Source organism: Brevibacillus fluminis (genome assembly GCF_003710825.1).
Lineage (GTDB): Bacteria > Bacillota > Bacilli > Brevibacillales > Brevibacillaceae > Brevibacillus_D > Brevibacillus_D fluminis.
Map to the genome: position 1 here is coordinate 53,059 of NZ_RHHQ01000014.1, position 14,782 is coordinate 67,840.

General features: G+C 46.9%; 11 protein-coding genes. 9 read left to right on the forward strand and 2 right to left on the reverse strand.

Features of this window, described 5'->3' with window-relative positions:
• Window position 1: 1 nt before the first annotated feature.
• The 7 genes from EDM56_RS18775 (at window position 2) to EDM56_RS18805 (ending at window position 8,186) form a co-directional block, all read left to right on the forward strand.
• Window positions 2–1,624, forward strand: coding sequence for an amidohydrolase (locus EDM56_RS18775; RefSeq protein WP_122919457.1), 1,623 nt, complete (start codon window positions 2–4; stop codon window positions 1,622–1,624).
• Window positions 1,621–2,775 (forward strand): pyridoxal phosphate-dependent aminotransferase, encoded by a 1,155-nt coding sequence (locus tag EDM56_RS18780; protein ID WP_122919458.1) that lies wholly within the window; start codon window positions 1,621–1,623, stop codon window positions 2,773–2,775. Before EDM56_RS18775 ends, EDM56_RS18780 begins: the two co-directional genes overlap by 4 nt.
• A 24-nt stretch (window positions 2,776–2,799) precedes the next feature.
• Window positions 2,800–3,759 (forward strand): fumarylacetoacetate hydrolase family protein, encoded by a 960-nt coding sequence (locus tag EDM56_RS18785; RefSeq protein ID WP_122919459.1) that lies wholly within the window; start codon window positions 2,800–2,802, stop codon window positions 3,757–3,759.
• A gap of 56 nt (window positions 3,760–3,815) precedes the next feature.
• Window positions 3,816–4,931 (forward strand): amino acid ABC transporter substrate-binding protein, encoded by a 1,116-nt coding sequence (locus tag EDM56_RS18790; protein WP_122919460.1) that lies wholly within the window; start codon window positions 3,816–3,818, stop codon window positions 4,929–4,931.
• Between the two features lie 81 nt (window positions 4,932–5,012).
• Window positions 5,013–6,188 (forward strand): amino acid ABC transporter permease, encoded by a 1,176-nt coding sequence (locus EDM56_RS18795; protein ID WP_122919461.1) that lies wholly within the window; start codon window positions 5,013–5,015, stop codon window positions 6,186–6,188.
• A gap of 6 nt (window positions 6,189–6,194) precedes the next feature.
• A complete protein-coding gene (locus EDM56_RS18800) occupies window positions 6,195–7,391 on the forward strand; it encodes an amino acid ABC transporter permease (RefSeq protein WP_122919462.1) in 1,197 nt (398 codons plus the stop codon).
• 72 nt (window positions 7,392–7,463) lie between these two features.
• On the forward strand, window positions 7,464–8,186 hold the full coding sequence (locus tag EDM56_RS18805; RefSeq protein WP_183192520.1) for an amino acid ABC transporter ATP-binding protein: 723 nt from the start codon (window positions 7,464–7,466) through the stop codon (window positions 8,184–8,186).
• A gap of 89 nt (window positions 8,187–8,275) precedes the next feature.
• On the opposite strand, the gene pdxR is transcribed toward EDM56_RS18805, so the two are convergent.
• Window positions 8,276–9,727, reverse strand: a complete 1,452-nt coding sequence (gene pdxR, locus EDM56_RS18810; protein WP_122919464.1) for a MocR-like pyridoxine biosynthesis transcription factor PdxR — start codon at window positions 9,725–9,727, stop codon at window positions 8,276–8,278.
• Between the two features lie 186 nt (window positions 9,728–9,913).
• Here pdxR and EDM56_RS18815 point away from each other — a divergent pair, with 186 nt between their 5' ends.
• Together EDM56_RS18815 and EDM56_RS18820 are read left to right on the forward strand one after the other, a co-directional pair.
• On the forward strand, window positions 9,914–10,786 hold the full coding sequence (locus EDM56_RS18815; protein WP_183192516.1) for an SDR family NAD(P)-dependent oxidoreductase: 873 nt from the start codon (window positions 9,914–9,916) through the stop codon (window positions 10,784–10,786).
• Window positions 10,779–12,017 (forward strand): cysteine desulfurase-like protein, encoded by a 1,239-nt coding sequence (locus EDM56_RS18820; protein ID WP_122919466.1) that lies wholly within the window; start codon window positions 10,779–10,781, stop codon window positions 12,015–12,017. The genes EDM56_RS18815 and EDM56_RS18820 overlap by 8 nt, the downstream gene beginning before the upstream one ends.
• A gap of 487 nt (window positions 12,018–12,504) precedes the next feature.
• Here EDM56_RS18820 and EDM56_RS18825 read toward each other — a convergent pair whose 3' ends face one another.
• Window positions 12,505–14,673, reverse strand: coding sequence for a sigma-54-dependent Fis family transcriptional regulator (locus EDM56_RS18825; protein ID WP_122919467.1), 2,169 nt, complete (start codon window positions 14,671–14,673; stop codon window positions 12,505–12,507).
• Window positions 14,674–14,782 lie beyond the last annotated feature (109 nt).

Here is a 14,782-nt window from a genome sequence, read left to right on the forward strand (position 1 = left end):
CCTGACTGCAGACATCGTTTTTATAAATGGTCAGATTCTTACCATTGACCCAGAAAATCGTATTTTACAAGCGGTTGCACTAAAGGAAAACCGCATACTCGCGGTAGGAGACAATGCTGGTATCGAAAAATGTATCGGCAGTGAAACGAAGATCATCGATTTACAAGGTAGAAGCATGCTACCTGGTTTTATCGACTCGCATTTACATGTAACATTGATGGCTGCCAACACGCTTGGCATAAACTGCAAGGCGGCCCATATAAAATCAGTGCAAAACATTCTGGGAGAATTGCAAACAAAAGCGTCCCAGGTTCCCAAAGGCGCATGGGTCCGCGCATGGGGGTTCAACGAAACGAAAGTAGCGGAGCAAAGATATCCGACACGCTGGGAACTTGATGCGATATCCACCGATCACCCGATTATCGTGGTCAGAACCTGCTCCCACATCTCGGCGGTAAACAGCAAGGCGCTGGAATTGGCAGGAATTGACGCCAATACTCCTGATCCTCCGGGCGGCAAAATTGAGCGGGATGAAAAAGGGGTTCCCACAGGCGTGTTGATTGAAAACGCTCATATGAACATGCATCATTTTTCCAAATTTACCGAAACGGAGATACGTCAGGGATTGCCGCTAGCCTCCCAACAACTGCTAGCCAATGGCATTACTAGCGTTCACGATGCCGGCGCGTACGGTCCAGAAAGTCTAAGGATTTTGCAGCAGTCCACTCAAACTGGCGATATTCAGGTACGTATCTATGCCATGATTGGGGCTCTAAATGATTCCCAGGAATTTGTGAAAAAGATGATGGAGGCCGGAGTCGTCACTGGCTTAGGGAATGAGCAGTTTAAAATCGGCCCGGTCAAAGTGTTTATTGACGGAAGCAGCAGTGGACCGACAATCGCCACAAGACAGCCGTATACGAGTGACCGAAATAATCACGGAATTCTGTATTTTGGGCAAGAAGAATTAAACGAAGCGTTAGTGACGACGCATGAACTAGGATACCAGATTACGGCGCACGCTCAGGGCGATCGGGCCATCGAGATGATGTTGAATTGCATCGAGACTGCATTGCAAAAACAGCCCCGCCACAATCATCGACATCGTATCGAACACGCCGGGATAACAACTCCTGACTTGTTAAAAAGGATGAAAGAACTGAACGTTATCCCGATACCGAATCCACCGTTCTTCTACGAATTCGGCGAGGGTTACGTGAAAAATTACGGGGAGCGTGTGAATCACATGTTTCCGGCCAGAGATTTCATCGACGAGGGAATCATCGCCGCAGCCGGATCGGACAGTCCGATTACGGATTGCAATCCACTCTTGGGCATCCATACAGCGGTAAATAGACAGACGCAGGCGGGATTGTCAGTCGGTGACTGCCAACGGATCAAACGGCTGGAAGCGATAAGGCTTTATACATGGAACGGCGCTTACGCCAGTTTCGATGAGCACATCAAGGGGAGCATTGAAGTGGGAAAATTGGCGGATATGGTTGTCTTAAGCGAGCCAATCATGGAAACGCCAACAGAGAGAATTAAAGATATAACAGTGGAGATGACCGTTTTGGACGGCAGAATCGTGTATCAAAAAGGCGAAGGAGAGATACGAGCATGAAAGAATTATCCAAAACGCGAAGCAAGTTGCCAAACTCAGGAATCCGCCAGCTAATGGAGCTTTCCGCCAGTATTCCGGATGCCATTCATCTGGAAGTGGGCGAACCGAACGTCAATACGCCACAACATATTCGGGAAGCGGCAACCTTGGCCATGAACGAAGGCTTTACCGGCTATACTTCGGTGCCAGGTTACAAATCGCTGCGCGATGCATTGTGCGAGCATCTTGGCTATCGCTATGGATTAAAAATCACAAGCGAGCAAGTGATGGTCACCTCCGGGGCCGTAACAGCCTTGACAGCCAGCTTGCTGGCAATTGCCGACGCCGACGATGAAATCTTGATTCCCGATCCGGGCTGGCCGGTTTACGAAATGATGGTTCTCGCGCAAGGGTCTGTGGCCAAAAGATATCCTTTGCAGTTGGAGAACGGTTTTGCCCCTGATCTGGAGCAGCTGGAACAATTGGTTACCCCGAAAACCAAGGCCATTTTGATCAATACGCCGGGGAATCCGACAGGAGCGGTTCTCGGGCAGGAGCAAATCCTTGAATTGTTGGCATTTGCCGTCAAGCACGACTTGTATGTGATATCGGACGAAGTGTACGACGGAATCGTTTTTGAAGGCACCCATATCAGTCCAAAAACGTTCGACACCGATGGCCGGGTGATCAGCATTTTTGGCGCATCGAAAAATTACGCGATGACCGGCTGGCGAATCGGCTACGCAGTGGCCTCTCCCGAGATTACCACGATAATGGGTAAAGTGATGCTGCCCTTGGTATCCTGCGCCACCTCCATTTCCCAAAAAGCGGCGGAGGCTGCGATTAGAGGACCGCAGGATTTTGTTGAGGAAATGCGGCAAAGTTACAAGCAGAGACGCGACAAAGCATACGATTTGTTTACACAAGCAGAAGTGAAAGCGTTTAAACCGGATGGCGCTTTCTACATGCTGGTTGATATGGCGGAATTGGGTCGGCCAGCAGACGAACTGGTGCTCCAATTGCTGAAAGAGGAAAAAGTAGCTGTTGCCCCCGGCACCACTTTTGGGGAGCTGACCAACAAAATGGTGCGTATATCTCTTGCGTCAGAAGAGTCGCAATTGCTGGAAGGGGTAAAACGGATTTGCAGCTTCATAGCCAGACATAAAAAATGAAAGCCAAAGTAAAGGAGATAAGGTATGAAACTAGTAACCTATTCCCGGTCCGGTAGGAAATCGATTGGAGCCGTTGTGGCAGATAAAGTGATTGATATCGCCAAAGCTTACAAGCTGATGGCAAACGAAGAAGGAATCCCGTCTGACATGAAATCGTTTCTTCAAGGAGGAACGGTTTTGCTGGAGAAAGCACGGCAAGCCGTCGAGTTTGCTGCTGCGGGTGGGCGCATTCAAGAGACAGAGCTGGCAGACGTGATCTTTCGGATCGAAACCGTGGATATTCATGCGCCAATCTCCAATCCGAATAAAATTATCTGCATCGGTTTGAATTACCGTGACCATGCTGCGGAAGTGAATTTGGAGATTCCGACAATCCCGGTCCTATTCTCGAAATATTCGAACACGATTAATGATCCGCTGTCACCGATCCCCAAACCTGAAGACTCCGACCAGCTTGATTACGAAGCGGAGCTTGCCGTAGTGATCGGGAAGCATGCAAGTCATGTGGAGGAAGCCGATGCCAATCAGTACGTAGCTGGCTACACCGCCATGAACGACGTATCTGTTCGGGATTATCAAGTAAGGACGTCGCAATGGTTGCAGGGAAAAACCTTTGACGGCCACGCGCCGATGGGACCTTACCTGGTCACCGCTGATGAAGTCAACGACCCGCATCGCCTTGCTATCAAATGCTATGTGAATGATGAAATCCGCCAGAATTCCAACACCAAGGAACTGATCTTCTCCATTCCTTATTTGATCAGCTACCTGTCCAAAATCATGGTGTTGGAACCGGGAGATATCATTGCTACCGGTACGCCGCATGGGGTAGCGATGGGATTGAAACCGCCGAAATATTTGCAAGTCGGTGACAAAGTGCGAGTCGAGATCGAAGGAATCGGCAGTCTGGAGAATCCCGTGGTGTTAGGGGACAAGGCTTTTATTCAACGACAGTTTCTGGCAAAACATCAACAAGGGCTGTAAAAGATACCGTTCGTTACTGATAACAAAAAAGTTTTATTAAAGGGGGGTGCATTGTAATGAAAGCCAAAAAAGCATTGATGCTGGTAGGTTCTCTTGTTCTCGCAGGTTCTTTGGGTCTCACAGGATGCACAAGTGAAGGGGCGTCCAGTCAGGTTCAAACACAACCAAACCAACAAGGGCAACCGAATCAAACCGCTAAGACGCAGGGGGAAAATCAAGGCGGGGGAACGTTGGCAAAGGTAAAACAAAGAGGCAAGGTAGTCGTCGGGGTAAATAACGTTTTGCCGGGATTCGGCTATTTAAAACCTGACGGAAGCAACAGCGGGTTTGATATCGATTTCGCAAAAGCCTATGCAGCCGCCATCTTTGGCGACCCTAACGCAGTCGAGTTGCGGCCGGTATCCACGCAAGAACGCTTCACCGCTTTGCAAACAGGCGAAATCGACATATTAAGTCGCAATGCAACGATGACTAGCTCACGCGACGTTTCCATGGGATTAAAATTCGGACCTACCACCTTCTATGATGGACAAGGGGTGATGGTTCACGCAGACAGCAAAATCAACAATTTGAAGGGTTTAGATGGGATGCGCATCGGTGTCGAGCAAGGAACGACAACCGAGATGAACCTAACCGAACAGTTGAAAAGAGTAGGGGCGAAAGCGAATATCGTCGTGTTTGAAAATCAGGATGCCGAAGTAGCCGCCTTTGAGCAAGGCAGCATCGATGCATGGTCGACGGACAAGTCGGGCCTGGTTGCTCGTTTAGCTTCTTTGAAAAATCCGGAGGGAGTTAAAATTCTTCCTGATGTATTATCGAAAGAGCCGCTGACACCTGCGGTTAAAGCCGGGGACGATCAGATGTTCAACCTTATGAGATGGACTGTCTATGCGTTGATCCAAGCGGAGGAATATGGCATCACGCAAAGCAACGTCGAAAGTTTCCTGAACAGCGAGGATCCGGAAATCCGTCGTTTCCTGGGTGTAGAAGGAGATGTAGGTGCACAGTTAGGTTTGCCTAATGATTTTGTCGTAAAGGTAATCAAAGCAGTAGGGAACTATGGCGAAATTTTTGAGCGAAATCTTGGCAAAAACACGATCTTCAAATTAGATCGTGGAGCCAACGATCTATGGACAAAGGGCGGTTTACTGTACTCCCCGCCATTCCGATAAAAGATAAACAGATGGACCTATTTGTCCCTCTTTTTGTGGCAATGGGTCCATTCTTTTACAAAGCTGAGAGGTGAGAGCAGCATGCAAAGCATCACCAAGGAAAAAACCCCATTTTGGCGAAACAAGCGAATCGTCCCCACCTTGCTCCAAGCGCTTTTTCTTATTCTGATCGTGAGCACCATTGCTTACTTTTTCCTCAATTCGGTTCAAGGGTTAAAAAAGATCGGTATCACCTTGGGTTTTCATTTTCTAACGTCAAATGCCTCATTCAGCATCAGTGACACATTGATCGATTTCTCGCCGTCAGACAGCTATGGAAAAGCTATGCTGGTCGGGCTTCTTAATACACTGAAGGTGTCGGTTCTGGGGATTATCTTTTCGATCCTGATCGGTCTGATTATCGGGATTGCCCGTCTCTCCACAAACGGATTAGCCAGGCTGTTTGCCGCTACCTACATTGAAATCTTCCGTAATATTCCGCTGCTTGTACAAATAACGATGCTGTATCTTGTCGTCTTTTTACCGTTGCCGAGAATTGAAAACAGCATCCATTTCTTTGACATTGCCTATTTGAGCAATCGCGGCAATGCCATTCCGTGGTTTGCCGTACATTCCGGATGGGGAGTATGGCTGGTTTTGTTGATTTTTGGTCTATTTCTCGCAAGATATATATGGAAAGTAAGGATAGCTAAACAAATGGAAACGGGAGTAAGGGCGTTCTCGATGCTCTGGGGAGCAGGGGCAACGATCTTCGTTTTTCTCATTGCATTTGTGATCACAGGGCAATCCCCTCTCTCAATCAGCGTTCCGGTGATCAACGGGAAAAGCTTTTCAGGAGGATATGTGATTAGCTCAGAGTTTGCATCTATTTTGCTGGGGTTGATTACCTATACATCCGCTTTTATCGCGGAGATTGTGCGGGGTGGCATACTGGCGGTGCCAAAAGGTCAGACGGAGGCTGCCAAAGCGCTGGGACTGAAGAAAAGTACGATTTTGCGCCTGATTATTTTGCCGCAAGCCAACCGCATCATCATTCCACCGGCTACCAGTCAGTTATTAAACTTGATAAAAAACTCTAGTCTGGCAGTTGCAGTCGGTTATTCCGATTTGTTTTCGGTTGGAAATACGATCATCAACCAAACCGGACGAGCCATCGAGATGATTGCGTTGATCGGGGGTGTTTACCTGGCACTTAGTTTGCTTACGTCCTTGTTGATGAACATGTTTAACAAGCACTATCAACTGATAGAGAGGTGACTGAAAATGCCTTCAACAAACATCACGCTTGTCACCCGAAAAAGGTCTGGTCAAGCATTTGTTCAGATTTGTCTACGAGCAATCAAGCAGAATCTGTTCAGCAGTTGGCCCAATACGCTCGTGACTTTCCTTTTGTTGCTAGTACTCGGATACCTTCTCAAGGAAGCTGTTTATTGGATAGCCGTAACAGCAAAGTGGGACGTGATTGTCGCTAATTTTCAGCTGTTGATGGTTGGTCAATATCCAGCTGCGGAAACATGGCGAGTCTGGATAATCGTAACGATCTGTAGCTGTTTACTTGGAAGTGCGGGTGGCAGACAAAAAGGGTTATGGTCACATACGTCTGTTTTTTTCCTTGCTCTGTTTTTGCTTGCGCTACTGTTGCCTTTTTTATCGCTGGCGTCGCGGATTTGGCTTGCTGCCAATATTGTCGTGATGGGAGCAGGCTATTTACTCTGCAAAAAATGGCCGGGATCGAGGAAAGCAAACCTTATTGGCTGGATTTGCTTAGTTCCTCTGGCTATTTTGATCCTGCAGGGGGCCGGTGCGTTTCATACGGTCGATTCAAAACTTTGGGGCGGCTTTTTACTAACGATTTTGATTGCCGGCATCTCCATTGTTTGCTCATTTCCCTTGGGCTTTTTGCTGGCCCTTGGGAGAAGAAGCAAGTTAGTAGTGGTGCGCTGGTTCAGCGTCGCTTACATCGAATTGATTAGGGGTGTCCCGTTAATCGCTGTGTTGTTTATGGCTCAATTAATGGTGCCGCTGTTTTTGGGCGAGGGCATAGAATTAAGCAATGTATTACGGGCGATCATTGGCTTTACCCTGTTTAATGCTGCCTATTTTGCGGAAACGGTCAGGGGAGGGTTGCAAGCGATTCCGCGCGGACAATTTGAAGCGGCAGATGCGCTGGGACTTTCTTACATCCAAAAGATGGGCTTGGTAATTTCGCCGCAGGCAATCCGCGCCGTAATCCCTGCGCTTGTAGGGAATGTGATAGAGGTATTTAAAGATACCTCTTTGGTCGCTATCGTTAGCCTGTTGGATCTGATTGGCATTGCCAAGCGGATTGCTGCCAATCCGCAATTCTTGGGAACTCAAATGGAAGTGTATCTCTTTGTCGCGTTCATTTTCATTATCTTTTGTTTCTTCATGTCCTATATCAGCAAAAGTCTGGAGCGTTCATTCAACGTCGGAAGATAACCAACAGCAAAGGGGGAAAAATTGATGCAAACAGAGGCAAGTCGCGGGGTCGAGGAAAATGGACTGGAAGAGATGATTGTTTGCAAAAACATCCACAAATGGTACGGCAGTCACAATGTACTGAAAAATGTTTCCCTGCAGGTAAAAAAGGGGGAAGTGATCGTCATCATTGGCCCATCCGGCTCTGGCAAATCTACTTTTATCCGTACCATCAACGCCCTGGAAGAGATTCAAAAGGGCGAGATTATCGTGGATAATATCAACCTGTCAAACGACATCGCCAACATTGAAGCGGTCCGCAAAGAGACGGGGATGGTCTTTCAGTCTTTTAATCTGTTTTCGCATATGACGATCCTGCAAAATATTACCCTCGCTCCGATTTGGGTAAGAAAATACCAGAGAGCGAAGGCGGAAAAAATCGCAATGGAACTTTTGGAGCGTGTTGGAATAGCCAACCAAGCGCACAAATTCCCTGGACAGTTGTCAGGAGGTCAACAACAACGGGTGGCGATTGCCCGCGCATTGGCCATGCAGCCAAAAGTGATGCTGTTTGATGAACCAACCTCAGCTTTAGACCCTGAAATGATTAAAGAAGTACTGGATGTCATGAAAGATCTTGCAAAGTCAGGAATGACGATGCTGGTGGTAACGCATGAAATGCACTTTGCCCGTGAAGTCGCAGACCGTATTGTTTTTTTTGATGGCGGAGAAATCGTGGAAGTCGGAACACCTGACGAAATATTTGATAATCCAAAACATGCCAGAACTCAAACGTTTTTGTCACAAATTTTGTAGAAAAAGGGACCATTGCCTTAAGAAAGTGAAACGCCCTTCACCTGATGCGCAAGCAGCGAGTGAAGGGCTTGTTTTGTTCCGCCGACAATTTACCTTTCAAATTTCTGAATAATCTTTGATAATCGTGAAATCCCCTCTTCTAATTCTCTGGGCGATGCATACCCGTATGAAATGCGCAAATGCTGATGATCAGACCGGTCGTAAATATTCCCTGGATAGAGCAAGACCTCCTGTTGGAGCGCTTTTTCAAACAACGCACGCATAGAAACAGGGCGATGCAATCGCAGCCAAATGAAAAATCCACCAGTGGGAGAAGTCCATGAGGCAATTCCTGTCATGTATTTCTCCAACGCATGTAAGGCTGCATCCCGGCGTTTCCGCAAAGTCTCTCTTGTTACCTGTAAATGTTGTTCGTACAGGCCGCTTTGCAGACACTCAGCGACGGTCCATTGTGAAAGGGAGCTTGACCCGTAATCTAACTGCATTTTGAGGTCGGCCAACCTGTTGATAACAGGATCCGGACCGATCAGCCAACCGATGCGTAATCCAGGGCCCAGGGTCTTTGACATGCTTCCGAGATAGAGCACCAAACCGTTTTTATCCTTTGCTTTTAACGGTGCCGGCGGTACATGGTCAAGCCATAAATCCCGATAGACATCATCCTCGACAATCGGGAGTTGTTCCCGCTCGCATATCGTCAGCAACTGCTTGCGCCTCTCTTCGGACATCAAGATTCCAGTAGGGTTATGAAAGCAAGGTATTGTGTATAATATCGTGGCTTTTTGCTCCCTCTTATTTTGCGGAATCGTGTTCGTCCCAAGTCCATCTTTATCTAGTGGAAGGCCAATCATCTTCATTCCCGCGGATTGAAACACAGATAGAGACTGGACATAAGACGGGTTTTCTGTCAAAACCACAGATCCTCGCTTTAAGAGACCAATCGAGATCAACTGGAGAGCTTGCAGCGCTCCGGATACAATTAGTATGGAGGATGGCGAGGCGTCGATTCCTCTTTTTTTGGCGTATTCGCTTACTTGCTCTCTCAGAAAAAGCAGTCCCTTTGGATCCTCGTAATCTAGTGATTTCATTTTCGTAGGTAACTTTTGCAAAATGGTTTGCAACATGTCAGTTGGAAAAAGTTCAGGGGCAGGGCCTGCTGATCCCAAACGAATGATGGTTGGACTATTCTCAGATTGATTAATGTCTTGCACGGTGGGTAGATTTGGTCGGTAAACCCCGGCTCTGGTGTAGGCATCCCAATCGGGTGCTGAGTGCGCTGCCATGATTGCCCAGGTATCGTTTACCACTCTCGTTCCGCTTCCGCTGCTCCCCTCGATTAAGCCCTCGGCAGTTAATTCAGCAAAAGCAGTTACAATTGTGCTTCGATTTACACCAAATGCCTGCGCTAACTTCCGTTCCGGGGGGATTTTACTCCCCAGAGGCCACTCCCCATTTGTGATTTTTTCCCTGATGAAATCGGTGATCTGTTTATACAAAGGGGCAGGATGAGCTCGGTTTGGCTTCCAGTCAGATATGAACATGTATTTTCACCTCGTCTTGTGAACCGCAAATTTGACTATTTTCTCATAAGACTTGGTTGGTTTTTTTACGCCAACCAATTGGATGGAGACACCTGTATCCCGGACCAGTATGATAATACAAGATAATACAAGATAATACAAAATAAATAAATAATTAGGAATTATGCGTAAAAGGAGATGATTCAATTGACAGAACCACAAAAACAGGAAAACCAAACGTACAATCATTGGCAGACGCATTTCCAAGATCGCGTCGTTCTCGTTACCGGCGGTTCGTCTGGCATCGGATACGGCATTGCGGAGAAGTTTGTACAAGCTGGGGCAATAGTCGTTGTGATGGGTACGAACGAAGAGCGAGGTTGGCAAGCGGAGCGAGCTCTGGAGAAGCTAGCGCCTGATTCCCACCAACGAGCACTCTTTATCCACGGTGATGTTACATCGAGTGAAGATTTGGAGAGAGTGATCACGTACATTGACGAACGATTCGGCCAATTAGACGTCGTAGTCTGCTCTGCGGGCATAGGTCGCAAAGCGACACTGCTCGAAACGACACTAGAGGATCTTGACAGATTATACCGTGTGAATGTGCAAGGCGCTGTGATGACAGTGAAAACGGCGGCCAAGCTGCTTCAGCGAAGTGAAGGATCGGTCGTACTGATTTCATCTGACGCCGGAATCTTGGGAGAAAGCCACGCTGGGGCGTATTCCGTGACAAAGGCCGCAGTAAACATGGCGGGAAAGATGCTTGCGCTTGATTTAGCCGTTCATGGAGTACGGGTCAATATCGTAGCGCCGGGTGATATTGCACCCGGAATGAGATCGATGCTTAACGTTGGAGAAACTGTGCGACCGAAGGATGACTACCTTTCCTGGTCTGTCCCGCCAGTTGGGCGCTACGGCAATGCGGCAGATGTGGCTGGAACTGTTTTGTTTCTCGCTTCACCCGAGGCTTCGTTTATCACTGGAAGCATTTTGCTTGTTGACGGCGGCATGCGCGCCGGGTTCCCTACTGACATCACCACCGCAATACCAAATGAAAGGGGTATAAAACATGCGTAATTTGTCTGATTGTCGCCAAGAATTCCCGTCATTGAAGCGTGAAGTAAACGGCTATCCGGTTGCCTATTTGGATGGACCAGGCGGAACGCAGGTGCCGAGTTCCGTCATCGCTGCGGTCTCCCGCTATTACGAAACATCGAACGCCAACATACACGGCTGTTTTACTGCCAGCCGAGAGACGGACCAATTGATTGAACAGACGCGTGAAGCAGTAGCCGTGTTTCTCGGTGCGAGTGACGCGAGCCAAATATCATTTGGACAGAACATGACGACGCTTAACTTCGCGTTGGCGCGTGCGATCGGGCGGACGATTCAACCGGGAGATGAAGTGATCGTTACGGATCTGGATCATGACGCCAACGTTGCTCCGTGGCTCACTCTTGCGGAGCGCGGGGCTGTGATTCACCACGTTCCTATCCGGGAGGATTCCACACTAGACATGGAACGGTTTTACAGCCTGCTGAGCGAACGGACAAAAGTGGTTGCAGTAGGCTATGCGTCGAATGCAGTTGGGACCGTTAACGATGTATATAAAATACGCCAATGGACGCGGGAAATTGGAGCGACTCTGGTAATCGATGCCGTTCACTTTGCCGCACACGGACTGATCGATGTAGAACAACTCGATCCAGATTTTCTGTTGTGCTCGGCTTACAAATGGTTTGGCCCGCATATAGGGATTCTGTATTCCAGCAAGGGTGCCCTCGATCGGCTGACAACTGATAAAGTTCGTCCACAAGTGAACACTTCACCGGAAAAAATAGAAACAGGGACACTTAATCACGCAGCACTGGCGGGAGTGAAGGCGGCCGTTGAATTTATCGCCAGCCTGGCGAACAATAGCGGAGGCAGCTTACGTGAAAACATCGTAAGGGCCATGCTGGATATGTATGTATATGAACATTCGTTAGCAGGTCAACTTTATCGCGGATTAAAAGAGATCCCGGGCGTTACAATCTATGGCACTCCAGTAGGCGAGGGTTTGAGGACTCCGACGGTCTCATTTACGATGAACGGACTGACACCGAGCGAAATCGCGGAACGGCTCGGGGAGTTAGGGATATACGTCTGGGACGGCGATTTTTACGCCATATCAGTCATCAAGAAATTCGGGCTTGCCGATTCTGGGGGACTCGTGCGGATTGGTTTCGCGCCGTACAATACCGAGGAAGAAATTTCCCGGTTGTTAACTGCTGTTGAGGGGATGGCTAAAAAAAATCTACATCGATAGTCCGCGAGGGTGGTCGATGCCCCCACGTTCATAGAACTATCAGAAAAAAGAATATTTACCTATATGGTGAATAGTTATATTGGATATGAGTGTTTGAACGGAGCATAACCTCGTTTTTGATTAATAATATTCAGTACAATATTGGTTGCCTTGCCCCTCACCTCCACAGACCAGTAAACGAGTGTCGATTTTCAGGAAAAAAATATAGTATTGTAGAGAAAAAGGGGCCTCAAGCTAGCAAGTATCGTGATAACAATTAGGTCTAAGGCTTGAGTATGGTTACTCATTATTATCTTCGGCGATCCTTGGAAAGAGCAGAGGTTTGCTTGGGATTGAATGTAATAAATTAGTCCCTATCTGTCGCGTGCGTATCCAGTTTTCAGGGGGAAAAGAGACCCAGTCCAAAAGATGGACTGGGTTTTAATTTTTTCTTCAACTTAAATCAGTAAGGTGATATCTGTTAGAATGATTAAGGTTTAGTAAAACATCATTGGATAATTTTATCTTTCATGATCTGATATTTATCTATTTTTCGATACAGAGTTGGCCGGGAGATATTTAGTTCTTTTGAAGATTTTGAAATATTTCCGTTATTTCGAATAAGGGTACGTACTACTTCCATTCTCTCAACTTCATCCATAGTCAATGGTTTTATTTCCATGTTATCTGTAGTATTTTCATTATTTCCAGCGACTTGCTGCTCAAAATGGTCTAATGCATCATGAACATCATGTACCGTTATTTGTTTATTATCTGCCAATACAACGATTCGGTGAACAGTATTTTCGACCTCTCTTACGTTTCCTCTCCAAGTATAAGTTCCTAAAAACTCCAACGCCTCATTCGTTAAGGTCACATTCTTTCTTTCTTGTCTGCAATAAAAGGAGAAAAAGTGGTTCACAAGACGAACAACATCTCCTTGCCCCCGTTCGCTTAGAGTGGGGAGACGTAGATTAATCACATTTAAACGAAAGTACAGATCTTCGCGGAAATGTTTGTTTCTCACTGCTTTTTCCAGATCCACATTTGTTGCAGCGATAATACGAACGTCGAGCGGGATCAATTGTTTTCCTCCCAAACGGTAAAACTCTCTCTCCTGCAAGACCCTCAATAAATATACTTGCTGCTCCAAGGGGAGCTCGCCGATTTCATCGAGAAAGATCGTACCCTTGTTGGCCAGTTCGAATTTCCCTTTTTCTCCTCCCTTTTTGGCACCCGAGAAAGCCCCTTCCTCGTGACCAAATAGCTCGCTTGCGATCAATTCTTTGGGAATGGCACCGCAATTGACAGAAATAAAAGGGCCATTTTTTCGATCGCTGTTGAAATGGATCGCTCGGGCAAATAGTTCTTTTCCTGTTCCACTTTCTCCAAGAATTAAGATGTTTGCTTGGCTTCCGCAAATCTTCTTGGCTTTTTGGATAACATGCTGAATCGCAGGACTGCTTCCGATAATCTCCTCAAAAGGGAAACACTTGCCCGCCGTGACTTTGTCAGCACGTTGGGTAAGCGAAAAGAGCTGTACGATCCAACCAATAAACTCACCTTGATGGAGGATGCGTTGCAAAACAATTCGAGCGGCCACCTCATTGGGTAATATGTCATAAAATTCAATCTCTTCCTCGCATACACGCATATACTCCCGGAGCTTTGGAATGGATAACGCTGATGCAGAATGACCAATCCAATTTGCAGGCTGCCCCCCCAAAAGAGATGAGGCTCGTTCGGAACAGCGGAAAATTTGCTTGTCTGTGTTGATTGCAAGAAGGGAAGAGCGATCATGCGAGCACCGATTGATATAGTAATCCAATAATAGAGCATCTTTCTCCATGTAATACTGTTCCAGTCTTTTTTCGATCGCTAGAGCAGTGGAATGAGTCAGCGCAAATACATAGTCGTTGAAAATATGTTCAGGCCCTGATATATCGAGTACACCCAACAGCTCGTTGTTTCTTTTGTTCAGTAATGGAATGGCGAAGCAGCCACAATCATGAAAAATATGGACAAAATGATCAGCGCCGCTTGTAAAAAATGGACGTTTGTTTTTTAAAGCCAGGGAAACCGCTGTTGTACCACATGATTGCTGATCCAACTTTCCCCCGGTCACATTATTGAATTTCCGTAGTTTTTCAATAGCATTCAGGTCTCCGTATTGGATTGCCAAAACCCCTTCGGGATTATTGAAATGAATGGCAGAGGATGATGATTCAAGATAAAAGCTGAATTCTTTGAGGGTATCTTCAACGGCAGTTAGCAGCGGTTTGTTGTTATGTAGGTAGCTCTCGTCATTTACAAGTGGAAGCTTTGGTAGGTAGGGATCAATATGCAACTGCTTATCAATACTCCAGGATTGCGCAAGAAAGGGAGGAACGCGATCTTCGATAATCCCTTCACATATAAATTTCTCCCACGACTGCCTCATGCTCTTTTGGTTATTTGATATGCGGTTATAGAGTGACATGCTCATTGTCCAAAAGCCCCCCTCATTATCGTAACGTTCCATACAAGCAAATATGTTGTAGTGAAAGAGGTCCAGAATACGTACGCGAAAAAGATGAAGCGTAGTGGGTGAAAAAAGCCATGACAGCTTTATTTTAACATGAAATTGACCATGGTCGTACCTGTAAAAAGGGTTATCCCAGGCTTCACTGACTTTCAAACAAAGTTTCCTCCATCTGCCCCAAATGGACTGTTACAACTGTTCGATCGTCATGTTACAACTGTAAAAAAACATTACACTGCCTTATAGGGTCTCTGCCAAAATGGGA